This window comes from Mycobacterium sp. DL440, assembly GCF_011745145.1.
Taxonomy (GTDB): domain Bacteria; phylum Actinomycetota; class Actinomycetes; order Mycobacteriales; family Mycobacteriaceae; genus Mycobacterium.
Genome location: NZ_CP050191.1, coordinates 397,329 through 415,305, shown reverse-complemented (window position 1 = coordinate 415,305; position 17,977 = coordinate 397,329). Strand labels below are relative to the sequence as shown.

The 17,977-nt window shown below is 65.4% G+C and carries 17 protein-coding genes; 12 read left to right on the top strand and 5 right to left on the bottom strand.

Annotation, left to right across the window (positions count from 1 at the left end; genetic code table 11):
* Window positions 1–41: 41 nt before the first annotated feature.
* The 4 genes from HBE63_RS02055 to HBE63_RS02040 are packed head-to-tail and all read right to left on the bottom strand — an operon-like array spanning window position 42 to window position 4,322.
* Window positions 42–1,424 (bottom strand): aldehyde dehydrogenase family protein, encoded by a 1,383-nt coding sequence (locus tag HBE63_RS02055; RefSeq protein ID WP_166902839.1) that lies wholly within the window; start codon window positions 1,422–1,424, stop codon window positions 42–44.
* Between the two features lie 3 nt (window positions 1,425–1,427).
* Window positions 1,428–2,120, bottom strand: a complete 693-nt coding sequence (locus tag HBE63_RS02050; RefSeq protein WP_243858452.1) for a TetR/AcrR family transcriptional regulator — start codon at window positions 2,118–2,120, stop codon at window positions 1,428–1,430.
* Entirely contained in the window at window positions 2,110–3,519 is a 1,410-nt protein-coding gene (locus tag HBE63_RS02045; protein WP_208301282.1) for an SRPBCC family protein, read from the bottom strand. Before HBE63_RS02045 ends, HBE63_RS02050 begins: the two co-directional genes overlap by 11 nt.
* Complete coding sequence (locus HBE63_RS02040; protein ID WP_166902837.1) at window positions 3,516–4,322, bottom strand: SDR family NAD(P)-dependent oxidoreductase; 807 nt, start codon at window positions 4,320–4,322, stop codon at window positions 3,516–3,518. Before HBE63_RS02040 ends, HBE63_RS02045 begins: the two co-directional genes overlap by 4 nt.
* A 19-nt stretch (window positions 4,323–4,341) precedes the next feature.
* Here HBE63_RS02040 and HBE63_RS02035 point away from each other — a divergent pair, with 19 nt between their 5' ends.
* The 12 genes from HBE63_RS02035 to HBE63_RS01980 are packed head-to-tail and all read left to right on the top strand — an operon-like array spanning window position 4,342 to window position 17,170.
* Window positions 4,342–5,724, top strand: coding sequence for a cytochrome P450 (locus HBE63_RS02035; RefSeq protein ID WP_166902835.1), 1,383 nt, complete (start codon window positions 4,342–4,344; stop codon window positions 5,722–5,724).
* Window positions 5,721–6,590: an ABC transporter permease gene (locus tag HBE63_RS02030; RefSeq protein WP_166909255.1), complete on the top strand. Its 870-nt coding sequence runs from the start codon at window positions 5,721–5,723 to the stop codon at window positions 6,588–6,590. Before HBE63_RS02035 ends, HBE63_RS02030 begins: the two co-directional genes overlap by 4 nt.
* A 1-nt stretch (window position 6,591) precedes the next feature.
* Window positions 6,592–7,446: an ABC transporter permease gene (locus HBE63_RS02025; protein WP_371814891.1), complete on the top strand. Its 855-nt coding sequence runs from the start codon at window positions 6,592–6,594 to the stop codon at window positions 7,444–7,446.
* The gene (locus tag HBE63_RS02020) at window positions 7,446–8,768 is read left to right on the top strand and encodes an MlaD family protein (protein WP_166902833.1); all 1,323 of its coding nucleotides are present in this window, start codon (window positions 7,446–7,448) and stop codon (window positions 8,766–8,768) included. Before HBE63_RS02025 ends, HBE63_RS02020 begins: the two co-directional genes overlap by 1 nt.
* On the top strand, window positions 8,765–9,823 hold the full coding sequence (locus tag HBE63_RS02015; RefSeq protein WP_166902831.1) for an MCE family protein: 1,059 nt from the start codon (window positions 8,765–8,767) through the stop codon (window positions 9,821–9,823). The genes HBE63_RS02020 and HBE63_RS02015 overlap by 4 nt, the downstream gene beginning before the upstream one ends.
* 8 nt (window positions 9,824–9,831) lie before the next feature.
* Window positions 9,832–10,878 carry an MCE family protein gene (locus HBE63_RS02010; RefSeq protein WP_166902829.1) on the top strand — a complete coding sequence of 349 codons (1,047 nt, stop codon included), beginning with the start codon at window positions 9,832–9,834 and terminating at the stop codon, window positions 10,876–10,878.
* The gene (locus HBE63_RS02005; protein ID WP_166902827.1) at window positions 10,875–11,981 is read left to right on the top strand and encodes an MlaD family protein; all 1,107 of its coding nucleotides are present in this window, start codon (window positions 10,875–10,877) and stop codon (window positions 11,979–11,981) included. The genes HBE63_RS02010 and HBE63_RS02005 overlap by 4 nt, the downstream gene beginning before the upstream one ends.
* Window positions 11,978–13,099 carry an MlaD family protein gene (locus HBE63_RS02000; RefSeq protein ID WP_166902825.1) on the top strand — a complete coding sequence of 374 codons (1,122 nt, stop codon included), beginning with the start codon at window positions 11,978–11,980 and terminating at the stop codon, window positions 13,097–13,099. The genes HBE63_RS02005 and HBE63_RS02000 overlap by 4 nt, the downstream gene beginning before the upstream one ends.
* The gene (locus tag HBE63_RS01995) at window positions 13,096–14,385 is read left to right on the top strand and encodes an MlaD family protein (protein ID WP_166902823.1); all 1,290 of its coding nucleotides are present in this window, start codon (window positions 13,096–13,098) and stop codon (window positions 14,383–14,385) included. Before HBE63_RS02000 ends, HBE63_RS01995 begins: the two co-directional genes overlap by 4 nt.
* 15 nt (window positions 14,386–14,400) lie before the next feature.
* A complete protein-coding gene (locus HBE63_RS01990; protein ID WP_243858450.1) occupies window positions 14,401–15,021 on the top strand; it encodes a DUF3329 domain-containing protein in 621 nt (206 codons plus the stop codon).
* Entirely contained in the window at window positions 15,018–15,692 is a 675-nt protein-coding gene (locus HBE63_RS01985) for a hypothetical protein (protein WP_166902819.1), read from the top strand. Before HBE63_RS01990 ends, HBE63_RS01985 begins: the two co-directional genes overlap by 4 nt.
* A 20-nt stretch (window positions 15,693–15,712) precedes the next feature.
* On the top strand, window positions 15,713–17,170 hold the full coding sequence (locus HBE63_RS01980) for a carotenoid oxygenase family protein (protein WP_166902817.1): 1,458 nt from the start codon (window positions 15,713–15,715) through the stop codon (window positions 17,168–17,170).
* Here the strand turns inward: HBE63_RS01980 and HBE63_RS01975 are convergent.
* Window positions 17,160–17,879 (bottom strand): DUF3298 domain-containing protein, encoded by a 720-nt coding sequence (locus HBE63_RS01975; RefSeq protein ID WP_243858448.1) that lies wholly within the window; start codon window positions 17,877–17,879, stop codon window positions 17,160–17,162. The genes HBE63_RS01980 and HBE63_RS01975 overlap by 11 nt on opposite strands.
* Between the last annotated feature and the right edge of the window lie 98 nt (window positions 17,880–17,977).

Below are 17,977 nucleotides of genomic sequence, written 5' to 3'. Positions count from 1 at the left end.
GATTCTCCATCGTCACGATCTGTCTTACGAAATCGTCTGGCTCACGCCAACCGCCGCAGCAGCCGCATTCTCTTGTCCGTGTAGGGCGGATAGAACATCGCCGTCAGATCCGGGCGAGTTGGCTTGGCCAGCACCGATTTACGGTGGCTGAACTCCTCGAACCCGAACCTGCCGTGGTAGGCGCCCATCCCCGACGGTCCGACCCCACCGAACGGCATCTTCGCCGTCGCCACCTGCAGCAGTAGTTGGTTGATCATCATCCCGCCCGCCGGAACCTCCCGGACGACCCGCTCCCGGGTCGCTTTGCAGGCGGTGAACAGATATGCGGCAAGGGGTTTGGGTCGCCGTCGGACGAACTCGATCGCCTGCTGGACCGATTCGACGGTCAGCACCGGCAGGACGGGGCCGAAGATCTCGTCGGTCATCAGCGGCTCATCCGGATGGGGTTCGACGACAACCGTTGGCTCGATCTCCAGCCGCTCGGCATCGGTGCCCCCACCGACGACGACCTCACCCTCGGTGGCGGCCAACGCGCCCGCCAGGCGGGCGAACTGACGTTCGTTGACGATCGGCAACCCGGTCGGCACCCCGGTCCGGAAATTCGCGATGGCCGCCCGGATCTCCTCGACGAACCGATCCCGCACGGCCGCATGCACCAGGACGTAATCGGGTGCGATGCATATCTGACCGGAATTCATCAACTTGATCCAGGCGATCCGGCGTGCGGCGGTCTTGACATCGGCGTCGTCGGCCACGATCACCGGGCTCTTACCGCCCAACTCCAGGGTGACCGGGGTCAGATGGTCGGCCGCGGCCGCCATGATCTTGTGGCCGGTCGCGGTGCCACCGGTGAACAGCACCCGGTCCAGCCCCTGCGCGATCAGCTCCTGGGTGACCGCGCCGTCGCCCTCGACCACGGCCACCGCCTCGGCGTCGAGGTAGCGCGGTATCAGCTCGGCCATCAGCCGCGAGGAAGCCGGTGCAAGTTCGGATGGCTTGACCACCACGGTGTTTCCCGCCGCGATCGCCCCGATCGCCGGCGTCAGACTGAGTTGGAACGGGACGTTCCACGGGCCGATGATCAAGACCGTGCCGTAGGGCTCGTATTGGATCCAGGCCCGGCCCGGTAGCTGTGTCCACTCCAGCAGCCGGTGCCTGCGTCTGGTCCACCGGCCCAGGTGCCTGGCCGCGTAGCGAGCCTCGTTCACCGTAGCGACGATCTCGGCGAGCCAGGTCTCGAACGCCGGGCGGCGCAGGTCTGCCGCGACCGCGTCCACGATGGCATCGCCGTTGTCCGTCAGCATCGTGGCGAGTGCGCGCAGTTGGGCGCGGCGCCAGTCCAGGTCGAGAGTTCTCCCACTGTCGAAGGTTTGGCGCAGCCGGACAACCGTTGCCGCGCAGTCGGGTCTGGGCGTGGTGAGCATCGACTACGGCACACCGTCGGATTCGAGGAGCAACCGTCCGAACAGCTCGTTCATCGAGTCCATCGCGGTGACGTCGGTGTTGGCCGCGGCGTGGGCGAAGCCGTCGACAATGGCACTGATCATGCCCGCGACGGCGACCGCATCCAGCCCCTCGGCGATGAGGCCCGCGCGCTGCCCGGCAGTCACCGCCTGCGCCAGCGTGTTGCCCATTGCCTCGGCCTGCTTGGCGAACGCCTCGGACAACTCTGGATGACGCCGGGCGTCGATGGGGGCGGTGGCCACGAAACCGGCCAGCTCTGGTGACTCATGGTTGATCCGCATCGATTCGGCAAGCACCGCCCGCAACAAGCCGCGCACCGAGTGCGGGCCGGCCAGCGCATCCACTGAGCGGGCGACGATCTTGCCGTACACGTAATCGCAGACCGCCTCGAACAGATTGCTCTTGGATCCGAAGTGGTAGTGCAGCGAACCGGCGGTGACCCCGGCCATCTCCGCGATCAGGTTGTTGGTCGCCGGTCCGTAGCCGTACTGCGCGAAACATTGGCATGCGGCGTCGAGCACCCGCTGCCGGGTGTCCACGCTGTCGGTGCCCGCCGGCCGGCCCGGTCCCGATCGGGTGCTGGTGACCTCGCTCATCGGAACATCATTGCGCAGCGCGGTGGCCGGCGGGGTGCTCAACGGCAGTTCAGTCGTCACTGGCGAGGTACCGATCCAGATCCTGGTGAAACTGACGTATCCGGACTTCCTGGTAATTTGCCAGCGTCACACCGGGTTTGGTCATCGACCGCAGACCGCGCTGCACCCGGGGCAGATTCGACAGATCCTGATTGAACACCGCGCACAGCCCACCCAGCTCGGGCGCGGCGCTGTAGTCCTCGTCGGCCCCGAGCCAATGTGGCGGCGCCGTCTTGGGTTTGGGCACACCCGCAGGCAACGGAATCAGCATCATGATGTCGAAAATGCACCGATCGGGATCGTTGCCATATGGCCGGAACCGGTAGGTCAGCGGGGCACCGACGCCCGCCCAGGGCACCATGTTCGGGAACACGAAGTACTGGATCGCATCGACGATCTCCGAGTCGCTGGTGCCGGAAAGGTCGGCGCCGGTGGTCTGCGCGAGGTTGTCACGCATCGCCGCGGCCACGATGGGACGCGCCGACTGGCCGTCCGGAACCTCGAACGCCCCGACGCCCTCGGGGAAGAAGTCCCGGAACATGGCGTCGAGCACGTCCTGGGGCTCCAGCGGTTCCAGGTGCGGGCTGCTGGTCGCCTGCGGCGTGATCATCCGGTTGAACCCGGGTAGGCCGTCGGACCGGGTGTAGATGTCGTACTGGGTGTTGGCGTCCCCGAGGTATTCCAGCAGTTGAGGGTGCGTGGCGATGACGTGGTAGGACTCCAGGAAAGCCTCCATGCCGACCTTCCAGTTGCAGTCGACGACCTTGGCGACGTGGATCGCCTTGAACCGGTCCTGCAGGTTGAAGGGCGCGAAATGCTTTTCCAGATCGCCCAGATAGTCCGACAGCGGGGGCGCTGCGGGGTCGGGGTTGACGAAGACGAACCCCGCCCAGGTCGCGGTCTGGGCCTCCGGCAGGGCAAAGGACGCGTCGTCGACATGCGGGAAGTCCCACCGGCCCGGCACATCGGTGAGGTTGCCCTCCAGGCTCCAGGTGAAACCATGGAAGGGACAGCGCAACTGGTTGACCCGGCCGGCATCGTCACACAGCCGGGTACCGCGGTGCAGGCAGGAATTGTGGAAAGCCCGGATCGCACCGACAGCGGTGCGAACCACGATCAGCGACATGTCGGCCAGGTCGTAGACGTAGTAGTCCCCGGGTTCGGGGATGTCCTCCTCACGGCAGGCGAACTGCCACACCTTGTTCCACATCCGGTCCACCTCGAGCCGGTGGAACTCCGCGGTGAAGTAGCGATCCTTGTCGATATCGGCCGACCCGAGAAACTCGTAGGACTCCTCCAACAGCGGTGCGGGTACTTCCCGGGTGTCGTGGGAAAGCAGGCTCTGCACCGTCGGTCCCGACGATCGCGCCTCCCCCGGCCTGCCCACCTCGTTGTCCGCTCTCTCGGTTGCCCGGGTCACACTGCCTCCTCTGTCAGGGTTGCCTTCAGGGGTGTTTCAGCCAGGCCCGCCAGGTATTCCTGCACGGCGGTGCCGATGAAGGCCGAGCCGTTGATGCCCCATCCCCCGTCGACGTAGAGCACCTGGCCGGTGATGTAGCCGGCCTGGGCCGAGGCCAGGAAGGCCACCGCCGCCGCGATGTCGGCCGGTTCGCCGAGGCGTCCCAGCGGCATCGACTCACCGATGGCCGAACGCAACCCCGAGTCGGCGAACTCGCGCGCCGTGCCGTCGGTCAGGACCAGGCCGGGGCCGACGGCATTGACCCGGATCCCCTGAGGGGCATACTCCGTTGCCATCTGTTTGGTCAGCGCGACCAGCGCGGCTTTCGATGCCGGATAGATCCCGCGCCCGGCACCGCCGAGCTCGGCCAGTACCGATGTCAGGTTGACGATCGCGCCGCCACCGGGCCCGAAGGTGTCGAGCAATGCGCGGGTGACCAGCCAACTGCCGAGCACGTTGACCCGCAGCACGGCGTCGACCTCGTCGACGGTGCTCTCGGCAAGGGTTCGTGAGCGCCAGATCCCGGCGTTGTTGACCAGTACATCGATGTCGCCGATCTGGCCTACCGCGTCCGCCAGCGCTGACACCGACCGCTCATCGGTGACGTCGCACGCGACCGCTCGACCCCCGACCGCAGCGGCCACTTTTTCAGCGGCAGCCTGGTCTATGTCGACCACCACCACGTCCATCCCGTCTGCCGCGAGGCGTTCCGAGATGGCCCGGCCGATACCTTTGCCGGCTCCTGTCACCACTGCTGTCGGCACCGTTTCCCTCGCCTTCCGGGTGCTCACATTCGGCCTTGCCTATGACCCATCTCACTATTATATTGGTCCACCAATTAGTCAAGTGGATATATTCAAACCCCGGGCAGCCCGCCCATCAACCCTGGAGACGGCCTTGACCGACATCACCAGCCCGCCCGCCACCTGCCCGATCACATCGTTCGACCCGCTGAATCCACAGACGATGCAGGAGCCGCACCCCTGGCACCAGGCGCTGCGCCGGGAGGCACCCGTGCACTTCGTCGCCGAGCGGGGAATGTGGTTCGTGACCTCCCGGGAGCTGGTTTCTGCGGCCCTGACCAACCACGAGGTGTTCTCGTCCGCGTTCGGCCTGCCGCAGATGCCGCCGCCGCCCTCGGTGGCCGAGGAGGTCGAAGAGCTCAAGGGACAGGGCTGGGACATGATCCCGACGCTGCTGACCGCCGACCCGCCCGACCACCACTACTACCGCCGGATGGTCGCCCGCGCGTTCACCCCGCGCTTCGTCGCTCAGCGCGAACCGGGCATCCGCTCTGTCGTCGGCGAACTACTCGAAACGCTGCCGACCGACGAACCGGTGGAGATCGTCGAACAGTTCGCCGCGCCGTTGCCGCTGCGGATCATCGCCCAAGCACTCAACGTTCCCGACGACCGCATCGACGATTTCCGGCGCTGGTCCGACCAATTCGCGTTGACCATCGGCGCCGAGATCGACGAGGCCGGTGCACTGGAGCAAGCTCGCAGCCTGCTCGAGTACCAGCGTTTCTTCGCCGCCGAACTCTCCGATCGCCGCACCAATCCACAGGACGACCTGATCACCGGTCTCGTGCAGGCGTCCAACGCCAACGACGACGAACCGCTGACCACCGGCGCCGCGCTGAGCATCATCCAGCAGATCCTGATCGCCGGAAACGAGACCTCGCGCAAGCTGATGACGGGCACGCTCCACCAGCTCGCGCTGAATCCCAAGTGGTGGCGCTGGCTGCAGGAAGATCCGGCGGCCCGTTCCGAGTTGCTCGTCGAGGAGGCGCTGCGCTTCCTCACCCCGGTGCAGTCGATGTTCCGCATCACCAAGGCCGAAGCGCGCCTAGGTGACTACACGATTCCGGCCGGTTCACTGGTGGTGCTGGTGTTCGGTTCGGCCAACCGGGACGAGGCGCAGTACGACGACAGCGAGGAGTTCAACCCGGACCGCCCGAATGCCAGGACGCACCTGGCATTCGGCCAGGGTATCCATTCCTGTCTGGGGGCCGCGCTGGCCCGGCTGCAGGCGCGAATCGCTTTGGAGGACATCGCCTGTCGATTCAGCTCGATCGAGCTCGCCGCCGATAACGACTACGAGTACGAGCCCAGCTTCATGCTGCGCGGACTCAAGCGACTCAACGTCATCTTCCGGGCTCACTGACCGTGCCACACGCGCCGTCGGACGCAGAGACCGCGGATACCGCAGCGACCGATCAGGTCCTGCGGTGGTGGTGGGGGTACCTGGATCGGCACCCGATCGCCTCGCTGCGCACCGTCGGCGGCCAGTGCATATTGGCGGTCCGCACCGTCCAGTACCTGTTCGGCGATCTGGTGCGGGGCCGCTTCCCGTTCTGGGAGTTCGTCGAACAGGCGGTCTTCATGGCCCGCACCGCCGTGGTGCCGACCTTGTTCATCGCGGTGCCCATCAGCGTCACCCTGGCCGTCCAATTCAGCTTGCTGGCAGGACAACTCGGAGCGACGGCCTTGGCCGGTGCGGCCAACGGCCTGGCGGTGATCAAGCAGGGAGCGCCACTGGTCGCGGCGATCCTGATGGCCGCCGCCGTCGGCTCGGCGATGAGCGCCGACCTCGGTGCACGGACCATCCGCGACGAGACGGACGCGATGGAGGTCATGGGAATCTCGGTGATCCAACGGCTGGTGGTACCCCGCCTTGCCGCTGCGGTGATCGTCTCGGTGGCGCTGACCGGGTTCACCTGCTTCATCGGATTTCTCGCCGGATACGCGTTCACGGTCATGCTGCAGGGCGGCACCCCGGGCAGCTACACCACGACGTTCTCGTCGTTCGCCACGGTCGACGACCTGGTCCTCACATTGATCAAGGCCATGGTGTTCGGCATCATCGTCGCCGTCATCGCCTGTTACAAGGGACTCGACACCAGAGGCGGGCCCGCAGGCGTGGCGAACTCGGTGAATGCCGCTGTCGTCCAATCGATTCTATTATTGCTGCTGACCAACACGCTGATCAGCCAGATGTATCTGGTGCTCTTCCCGAAGACGAGTTTCTGACGTGGCCGCCACACACGTTCCTCTCGGCCTGCGCCCGCTGACGACCGCGGCGCGCACCACGGAGTACCAGATGGCCCGCAACGGCCACATCGTCGCGTTCTTCTTCCGTACCCTGGCCGGCATCCCGATCGTGATCAAGAAGTACCCTCGCGAATTCCTGCGGCTGTCTTCGGATGTCACCTGGGGCAACGGTTCGATCGTGGTCGGCGGCGGCACCGCGGGGGTGGTGCTCGTGGTCGGTGCGGCCGCCGGGGCGGTGGTGGCGATCGAGGGGTACAACGCGCTGAACCTGCTCGGGCTGGGACCGGCGACCGGGCTGTTGACCGCGCTGGCCACCGTGCGCGAGCTGGCGCCCATGATGGCCGCGCTGGCATTCGCGATCCAGGCCGGCTGCCGTTTCACCGCGCAACTGGGCTCGATGCGGATCTCCGAGGAGATCGACGCACTGGAATCCGTGGCCATCCGCCCGATCCCCTATCTGGTGACCACCCGGGTGCTGGCGTCGGCGATGGCGGTCATTCCGCTGTTCGTCGTGTGCCTGGCGCTGAACTTCGTGGTGTGTCAGCTCGTGGTCTATCTGGCCAGCGGCCAGGCCTCCGGGACCTACCTGCATTACTTCGCCCTGATGCTCTCAGGCCGCGACATGTTCTTCGCGGTGATCAAGGTGGCGGTGTTCGTGGCAATCATGTCCACGGTGCAGTGCTACTACGGGTTTTACGCCTCCGGCGGCCCACAGGGCGTCGGCATCGCGGCCGGACGCGCCATGCGGTTGTCCATCACGCTGATGGTCGTCACCAACATGATGCTCACGATGGCATTTTGGGGCGTCGACGCCGGCGGAAGGCTGGGCGGCTGATGCCGAACCCGTTCGAACTCGACGGCCGCGGGCCCTCCGAACGCGCCCTGGTTCTCACCTGCGTGGTGTTCCTGGTGATATGCGCGATCGCCGGATACCTGATGTTCGCCAAGTCCACCGGATCGCTCGATCGCCGGGTTCAGATCATCGCGCATCTGCCCAGCGTGGGCGACGGGCTGCCGCCGAAGTCGGACGTCAAGTACCGCGGCGTTCTGGTCGGCGCGGTGCGATCCGTCACGCCCGCGCTGGGCGGTGGAGACAACATCGTCAACATCGACCTCCGCCCCGATTACGTTGCCCACATCGCCAGCACCGTGACCGCCCGCATCATCCCCGGCAATGCCTTCGCGGTGTCCACCGTGCAACTGGTGGACAACGACAGCGGGGGCCGGCCGATCCGGACTGGTGACGTCATCGGCCAGGACACCGCACTGCCGACCCAGCTGTTCCAGACCACGCTGGCCAAGGTGCGCGAGCTGGTCGCCGCGGTGGGCCGACCCAGCACCGACCACACCCTGGGGGTGCTGCGCGCCATCGCCGATGCCACCGCCGGTAAGGGACCCGAATTGACCTCGGCGGCACAGGGTCTCAATCGAATCGTGACCGAGATGAACGAGCTGCGCACCGACGACTCCGGCCCGCCCACCCTGCAGACGTGGAACTCCGCGCTCAGTGCCCTTTCGGACACCGCCCCCGATCTACTGGACTCATTGCAGAACGCGGTCAAGCCGATGCGCACCGTGGCCGAACAGCATGCGGCGCTGGCGAATCTGCTGACCGGCGCCAACCACACCGTCGGCACCATGCGCACCGCGATGGACAACCACGCCGGCGAACTGGTGGGCATCACCACCAACCTCACCCCGGTGATCGGGGTGCTCGCCGACCGCTCCGGGAAGTTCCCGGCCGTCGCCGTCGGGTTGAACAACGTGGTCAACGGATTCTTCGACGAAATGTGGACCCGCACCAATCAGAAGGTGACGTTCACGTTCAAGCTCGTCGTCGCGCTTGCGCCGCTGCGGCTGTACAACCGAGCAGATTGCCCGGTCTACGGCGAGCTGCGCGGCCCGAGCTGCCAGACCGCACCCGAGAGCATTCCGATCGTCGACACCCATGGCCTGCCCGACCCTCGCGCCTACGTCCCGCCGGACGGCATCATCCTGCCCGACCCGGCCAATCCGGCCGACGAGGTACTTCACAACGCGCTGCAAATACCACCTGCCCCAGAGGAATTCGTCCCCGCCCCGGCTCCCGCCGACCCGGTGCCCATCGACGTCGGGCCTCCCCCACTGCCCGCCGAACAGCCCTCGGGAACACCATGAACGCGCGCGCCCGCATGTTGGTCTGGCTCGCCGCCTTCATGGCGGTCTGCCTGGCGCTGACCTGGACCATCCTGGTGACGCTGCGCCGGGAGGTTGCCGGCGACACCTTCACCTACACCGCACAGTTCACCGATGTCACCGGGCTCCGGGAAGGCTCAGACGTGCGGGTGGCAGGGGTGCGGGTCGGCCGGGTCGACTCGGTGACGCTCGACGATCCCGGCTCGGGTGAGGCCTCCCTGGCCACGGTCCGGTTCCGGGTGCAGCGCGATCAGCCGGTGTACGGAAACACCAAGGCTTCGGTGGTCTACCAGAACATCATCGGCCAGCGGTACATCGGCCTGACCCTGGCCGACTTCGGCCGTCCCGAGCGGCTTGCCGACGGCGCCGCAATCCCCGTCGAGCACACCGAGCCGTCGTTCGACGTCACCAATCTCCTCAACGGTTTCGAGCCCATGTTCACGCTGCTCGATCCGACGAACCGCGGCAACCTCTCCAACGCGTTGATCAATGCGCTACAAGGGGATTCCGACTCGGTGGTGGTACTGGTGGCGCAGACCTCGGAGCTGGCGCGATCGATGGCCGGTCCGGACCAAGTCCTCGGCCGGGTGATCGACAGCCTCAACGCCGTCACCGAGAATCTGGCCTCCCGTGGCACGCAACTCCAAACCACCCTGGGCCAGCTGCGCTCGGTGATCGCCGGACTCAACGCGCACCGCGACGAGCTGGTGAACTCGACCGGTTCGATCGCCACGGTGGTTTCGCGGCTGTCGGCGATCACCACCGCGACGCAGCCCGAGCTGCACGATCTACTGAGCCGCGAGCCCGGAATGCTCTCGACAATGGTCGCCCACCGCGACGGCTGGGCAACCCTCGGATCAAACCTGCCCGCGGTACTCAAGGGACTGTCGCGCATCACCGGGGACTCCACCGCCATGAACGCGATGCCGTGCGACTTCAATTTCACCCTGTTCAACTTCCTCAAGCCGATCATCCCGACCATCGTCAACGCGGCCACCCCCGGCGGGCAGCGCAAGTACACGGCGAAGTGCAGGTGATGAGCACGATGAGGCGACCCAACCGAGCGCGGCCCCGCACCCTCGAGGACCGCAACACGGCGGTGATCGGCACCGTCGCGCTGCTGGCCCTGACCGTCGTGATCCTCGCGAGCACGACCCTCAGCTCGATGCACCTCGGCAAGCGGACCTACACCGCCGAGTTCCTGCAGGGGGCCAGCCTGCGATCCGGCGACCAGGTCAGCATCGCCGGGGTCCCGGTCGGCGTGGTCAGCGCCACCAAGCTGGCCGTCAACCGAGTCGTCGTGACCATGAAGCTGAACAACAACATTCGCCTGGGCACCGAGACCAAGGCCGCCATCAAACTCACCACGGTGCTGGGCTCACGCTACGTCGAGTTGCGCCCCAAGGGTGGCGGCACACTGGCCGACGACCGAATCCCGCTGGCGAAAACGTCGGTCCCCTACGACCTACAGAAGTTGCTCTCCGATTCGACGACGACGTTCGAGGACGTGGATGCCGAGCGGTTCGCCACGTCGATGCAGACGCTGTCACAGCAACTCACCGGAGTGCCGGCGGTCCTGCCCGATGCGCTCGCCAACATCAAGAGCCTGTCGGCGATCATCTCCGAGCGCCGCGATCAGATCTCCGATCTGCTGCGGAACACCGCGAGTGTGGCCGAGATCCTGGGCCGCCAGCAGGACGATCTGGCAGCGCTCGTCACCCAGGGCGGCGAGCTCATCGGGGAGATCGTCCGACGGCGGCAGAGCGTCGAGCGGCTGCTGCGGGCGGCCACCACCCTGATCACCACGGCCGAAGATGTCATGGGTGCCGACAGCGGATACATCGACAAGATGCTGGCCGACCTCCAACAGGTCACCTCGATGCTCGGCGACCACGATGCCTTGTTGCGCAACCTGTTCCAGATCATGCCGGCGGCGATGCGCAATGCCGCCAATGCCACCGGATCGGGACCGTTCCTCGACTTCATGTTGCCCGGTGGGCTGATGGTGGATTCCTGGATGTGCGCCATCAGCGGGCGCGCCGAGCAGTGGAAGTGGCCGGAGCGCTACCAATACTTCAAGGACTGCGAATGACACGCAAGACCGCACTCGTGACGGTACTGATCGTCGCAGTGGCGCTGGCCGTCACGGGCGCCTACCTGCTACGTCCGGCCCCGACGGCGCCACTGCAGTTCACCGCCCAGTTCGACAACGCCATCGGCCTGTACGTCGGTAACGACGTGTCGGTTCTCGGCATGCCGGTCGGGCGGGTGACCTCGATCGACAACCGCGGCAACCACGTCGACGTGGGCATCGAGGTCGAGCCCGGCACCGATATTCCCGCCAACGTCTCCGCGGTCACCGTCGGAACCTCCATCCTCACCGACCGCCACGTCGAACTCACCCCCGCCTACTCTGGAGGACCGCTGCTGGCAGACAACGCCGTGCTGGGACTGCAATCGACCAGAACCCCAGTCGAATTCGATCGGGTCCTGAAGATGGTGGACAAACTCGGCGGCGCGATGGGTGGCGACGGCCAGGGCAACGGACCGCTGGCCGACCTGATGTCGGCCACCCAGGCGATCACCTCCACCAGCGGACCTGAGATCAAGAACGCCCTGGCCGGACTGTCCGATGCGCTGCGCACCGGGGCCGACGGCGGCGCGGCCACCAAGCAGAACCTCGAAGCCATCGTCACCAACCTGAGCAAGCTCACCGACGGCGCGGCCCGCAATGAGGTCCAGGTCCGTGAATTCGGTTCCTACGTCCGGCAACTCACCGACGTGCTGGCAGCCGAGGGCCTCGGTCGCGGTGACACCGGCCGACAGCTCAACGACCTGCTCATCCAGCTCAACGATCTCCTGGGGAACAACGGCGACAAGCTCGAGAACAGCATCACCAGTAGCGCCAAGCTCAGCCGAGCCCTCGTGGACTACCGCCGTGAACTCTCCGAGGTCTTCGACGTGGCACCTCTGGCGATCGACAACGCCGCAGGCGCCATCGACATGCAGAACGGAATGCTGCGCGTCGGCGCCCATTTCGACAATGTGTTCTTCGACAGCTCGATGACCAAGGAAGTCTGCAACATCCTGGGATTGCGCCAATTGGGCTGCCGCACCGGTTCCATCCGCGATCTTGGCCCCGACTTCGGGATGACCACCATGCTCGATGCGATGACGAAGTTGGGGGATCGATGAAGACCGTCCTGCACGTTGCGCTCGGGGTCCTGATGTCGAGCGCGCTGGTGGGATGCTCCGCCGGAGTAGAAGAACTGCCGCTGCCGGCCCCCGGGCTCAGTGGGCCGACCTACCAGCTCGATGCGGAGTTCTCCAACGCCCTCAATCTGCCCGACCGGGCCAAGGTGCGCGTCGGCGGCGCCGACGTCGGTGAGGTGATCGGCATGAGTGCGAAGGACTACACCGCCGTCGTGCAGATGCGCATTCTGGACGGTATCCGGTTGCCGAAGGGCACCACCGCCGAATTACGTTCGGCGACACCGCTCGGCGACGTGTTCGTCTCCCTCACCCCGCCGGCATCGGGCTCGGCCGGCAGGGCGCTGCTCGCGGACGGGGACCGAATCCCACAGCAATCCACGACCGCTGCCGCAACCGTCGAGCAAGTGCTGGCCACCACGTCGATGATCGTGAACGGCGGCGTGATCCGGAACCTGACACGGGTGCTCAACGGTGTCGGCGGGGCGCTCGGCAAGGAAGGTGAGGGACTCACCAGCTTGATCCACGAGTCCCGGGCACTGGTCTCCACCATGGCCGACCGCTCCGATGAGATCCGAACCATGCTGGCGGCGACCGCCAGACTGGCCGACGAGCTCAATGCCCGTCGCGACACCATCAACGAGGTACTGGACTCCGCCACGCCGGCGTTGCTGACGATCGCGGACAACACTGCCGCGATCGTGGACCTGGTCAACGAGATCGGTACGGTGACTGCGCAACTGCAGAAGTTCCCGGCCATCCAGGGAACCGACACCCGTAGCTGGATCCACGACCTGAATACCCTGTCGGCCGCCTTCAACGAGGCCTCCACCGACCCCAGGGTGACCATGGCGAACTTCCTGCGGTTTCTGCCGGCGGCACTGAAGTTGTTCGGCAGCAACGCCGCCGGCGCCGACGTCGATCTTCAGCAGGTCGCGATCGGCCACATCCCGGACATGAACCACTACGCCGACCCGGGATTCACCGGGCCGAAGTGGGCCAATTGGGACAACATGGTCGGCTCGATCCGGTTCGTCCTGACCCAGCTCGGCGACCGGGTCTGGGGCCCTGACCGGGGCCAGATCTGGGGGCCGCCGCAATGAACCTGCGATCCGTACTGAACCCGTTGTCGACCATGGTGATTCGCGTGGTCCGGGTCGCCACCACGCGCCGGCTGATGTTGTCGGTCGTCGGCCAGCTGCTCCTGGTGGTGCTTGGCGTTGCGTATCTGGCGTTCGGTGCGTTGCGGGCCGACCCGTTCGACCGTCAGATCACCGTCAAGGTGGACCTGGCTGAGTCCGGTGGATTGCTGCCCGGCCAGGACGTCACGGTCCGGGGCATCCCCGTCGGCCGGGTGAAGTCGGTCGACATGTCCGCCAATGGGGTGGTCGCCACGGCGATGATCGACCACAATGCTCGTATTCCTCAGGTCGACACCGCTGTCCGGGTGTCCGGGCTTTCTCCCGCCGGGGAGCAGTACCTGGACTTCGCTCCGCAGCAGACCGACGGTCCGTTTTTGTCGGACGGTGCGGTGATCGACCGCAGTCAGACCGAGATTCCGGTTCCCTTGTGGCGCCTGCTGACCAATGTCGACGGTGTGCTGGCACAGGCCGACCCCGAACAGATCCGATCGGTCATCGACGAACTCGGAGTCAGCGAACAGGGACCGGAGAAACTGCGCGCTCTGTTCAACGGTTCGGCGCTGTTGCTCAACACCCTTGACGGGGTGCTGCCGCAGACCATGACGTTGCTGCGCAGCAGCCGCACAATGTTCAAGATTCTCGATGACTCGTCCGGTGGACTGACCGCCCTGTCACACAATCTGGACGGGACGCTCAGCGGAATCGGCCAGAAAGACGCAGGCATACGAACTCTGCTCGACAAGACCCCGGATCTGCTGAAGACCGTGGATTCCGTCATCGACAACAACTCGCCCACCATGGTGCAGTTGCTCGGCGACCTGACCACGGTGGCTCAACTGTCCCAGGTGCGGGTTCCCGCCCTCGACCGGATGTTCAACGACGAGCGCCAACCACTCCTCGACGGAATCCGTTCCCTGATGCACGACGGCGCCATCTGGGCGATCGCCGATATCTATCCCCGGCCGGTGTGCGACTACCCACATCAACGCGATGTGCCGTTCATCCCGAACTATCCCGAGCCGTACCTGTACACGTACTGCGAGAACCAGGACCCCAACCTCCTGGTCCGAGGCGCCCGCAACGCACCCCGGCCGCCCGGCGACGACACCGCCGTACCCCCGCCGGGGCTGGATCCGCTGCGTCGTGCAGACCCGACGCCCATAACCGACCACACCATCCAACTGCCCTATGGCGGACCGGTTCTGCCACCGGAGTCCCAGCCGCAACGCCACGGTGGACAGTGGTAAGAGATGAGGAGCACCATGACAAGCACCAAACTGGCTGAACGTCTCGACAGCGAGGCCACCGACCTCGAGGAGGCCGCAGCGGACCCGGTAGAAGCCGACGCGGACGACTCGCCAGGCCGCTCTCCCGAAGAATCGGAACCTGTTGTTCCTCAGACCAAATGGCGGCTCCGGCTGCTCGCCGGAGCGATCGCGGTCCTGTTGCCGACGCTTGCCGGAATCGGCGGGTACTTCGGCTGGCACTACATCAAAGACCGGCAGGTCGCGAATGCCGCTGCGGCCGCCCTGAACACGGCCAACTCCTATGCGGTGACGCTGACGTCGGTGGACACGAACAACCTGGATGCGAACTTCGCCGCTGTACTCGACGGCTCCACCGGCGAATTCCACGGCATGTACGCCAAATCCAGCAGCGAGCTGCGCAAGTTGTTGATCGACCACAAGGCGACCGGCCACGGCGTCGTCGTCGACTCCGCGGTCAAGTCGGCCAACACCAACGAAGTGGTGGTGCTCCTGTTCGTGGACCAAACGGTGACCAACACCGAGGTTCCGGACCCTCGGGTGGATCGCAGCCGCATGGTCATGACCATGCAGAACGTCGACGGCGGATGGAAGGCCGCCAAGGTGGATCTCCCGTGACCACCGCTGCGCCGATCGGCCTGGTCGCCATGCTGCGCGACGAGTTGCTGATTCACTCGATGCTCAAACGGGTCGGCGACCTGCCCGAGACGGTGTTCCTACCCATGTTGCGGATCGTCACCGACGACCGCGATGCGGTCGAGGCCGCATGGAAAGCCTTGGTGGCCCAGCGTCGTCGGCGCGGACTGTTCGAGAGCCCGCGGCACTCCTGGGAAAGTCAATACGGTCAGTTCGTCGCCGAGCTCGAGTGGGTGACCTCCGAGCTGCTGCGGGATCTGCCGTTCACAGCGGTGGAGGAATTGGTGTCCGACGCCGTCGCGGCCAGGCTGCGGCATTGGCTGCGCTTTCTGCTGCCGGTCTTCGGTGCCGTGAAGATCGTGCCGAAGGCGTGGTACGCACCGGTGATGGACATGGGCGTCGGCCTGTCCACCTTCCTGGTGGGACCCATCTATCGCACCGGCGAGGAGCCGGGTGGCACGCTGGTCTACGAGATCCCCGAATGCGCAATGCATGTCGTGGTCGGGACGAACAGCGCACAGGAGAATTCCTGCCAGATGGGTTGTAAGGCGGCCTGCGAGAAGGTCTTTCACGCCGACGGACCCATGCCGCTGGAATTCGACCCCCATCTGCCCGGCCTGGGCTGCACCCTGCGGGTCCGCACGGCCCACTGACCAACACGAAGGAGTCCGACATGACCAGCGTCGACAACGATCCCATCCAGACCTACGCGCCGCTCTACGACGAGTATGACTACACGATCGAGGATGTGACCGGCGAGTTACCCGCCGAGCTCCGAGGGACGGTGTACCGCAACGGCCCCGGGAAGATGGAGGCCGGCGGGACCCCGCTCGGCCACATCTTCGACGGCGACGGCATGCTCACGATGTACTCGATGTCCGACGGCAAGGTTCACTTCCGCAACAGATTCATCCAGACCAAGCACTACCAGCGTTCGATCGTCTCCGAAGGCGCGCCGTTTCGCGCACTGGGCACCATGCGCGACGGCGGCCCGCTGGCCAATGCGTTGCGATTTCCCACCAATGTCGCCAACACCGCCGTCGTGATGAACGCCGGGAAGCTGCTTGCTCTGTGGGAGGGCGGGCGGCCCACCGAGCTCGACCCCGACACCTTGCGTACCAAGGGTGAGTACAACTACGGCGGTGAGCTCAAATGGTTGGGTGCGTTCTCGGCACATCCCAAGTGGGATTGGGAGACGGGCGAGATGTTCAACTTCGGAATGGCGATGGCGCCCGTCCCGAAACTGATCTGCTACCGGGTGAACCGGAGCGGCAAGATGAACAAGCTCGGTCACGTCAATCTGCCCGGGCCGATGTTCAATCACGACATGGGCCTGACCAATCGCTACCTGGTCTTCGTGATCCCGCCGCTGGTGTTCCCGCTCAAGAAGTTCTTCGGTGCGGCGTTTGGATTGCTCAACTACATCGACGCCATCGAATACGACGCATCGCTGGGCACCACGATCGCGTTGGTGCCGCGCGATGGCGGCAAAGTGCGGATCTTCCACACCGACCCGATGTTGCATCTGCATTTCGCCAACGCCTACGACGACGAGAACGGCGACGTCGTGGTGGACGTGCTGAACTACCACGCCACCTGGGAACAACTCAACGGACAGCTGGCCGGAGTCGAGACCCTGATGGAAACCTCGACCATGCCCTTTGGCGGGCTGCCGACCCGGGTCCGGATCTCCGGATCAGGGAACGTCACGATCGACGAGTTCTCCGGTGTGCACGGTGAATTCCCGATGATCAACGTCTTCAAGATGGCCAAGCCAAACCGCTACTTCTACATGTCAGCCGCAACCGGCGGCAGCCTCTATCCGAACGCGCTGGCCAAGATCGACAACGAAACGGGCAAGGAAACCCAGTTCCAGTTCCCCGACGGAGAACTTCCCCACGAAGCGGTCTTCGCGGCCCGCCCGGACGCCACTGACGAGGACGACGGCTGGCTGATCGGGCCGGTGCTGGACGCAGTCAACAACACCGCCAAACTGGAGGTGTTCGACGCCAAGGACATCGAAGCCGGGCCTGTCTACGTCGGCCGGCTGCGCCATCACCTGCCGCTGAGCTTCCACGGTTGCTACACCCCGCGGATCGCCCAGCCGCACGGATCATCGGCTACCCGGTGATCGCCTGGAACTGCGGGGCGATCAGGTCCCGGAGTTCGGCCCAGCCGACGGTGATCACCGGGAGGCCGCGGCCGAACTGCCAATCCGGGAAGTGCAGCTCGATGCCCTGATCGGTCGGTAGCCAGTAGCGAAAGTTGTCATCGACCGGGGCGACCTCGCTGCCGAACTGCCAGCTGCCGGGATGTTTCGGGGGCGCGTAGACGGTGGGCAGGATCCGCTTCGTCTGCTCCGACAGCCGCGCGAGGCCCGCCTTTTTATCGGTGAAAAGATTGTCCCAATCGATCAGAATTCCGCTACGACAGTCAAAAACTCGGGTCGCCACGGCACTGAATGGCATATTGGGCTGATCGGTATTGTATTCACCGGTGAACAATGCAGATATTGTCACCGGCCGTTTGATGACATGCCCATCGATATTCATCGTCCAGGGATTCGTCTTCGTCGCACTTGGCTCGTAGGTAGCCACCTGACCACGCGCCTCGGCGTCGATCACCTGATTGATCGCGTCGGCGATCGCGGCATCTCCGCCACCTACCCGCTCGTAACGAACTACCCAGTCGCCCAATTTATCTGGGCTTCTTCCGGAGATCGTGTCGCCACTCGGCGCATACGGCGCGCACGGAGATTCCGCCGCGGCCGAAACCACCCCGGTACCCAGTGTTGCAACGCCCGCGCCGACCGTGGCAATGCCCAGAATTCTGGTCAGCATTTCAGCTCTCCTGCACGTACGTAATTCTCCCATTCCCCGTTACGGCGAATTATGCCACGTCACAATTGACCTATCGAGGTGAATTGTTCACCTTCCCG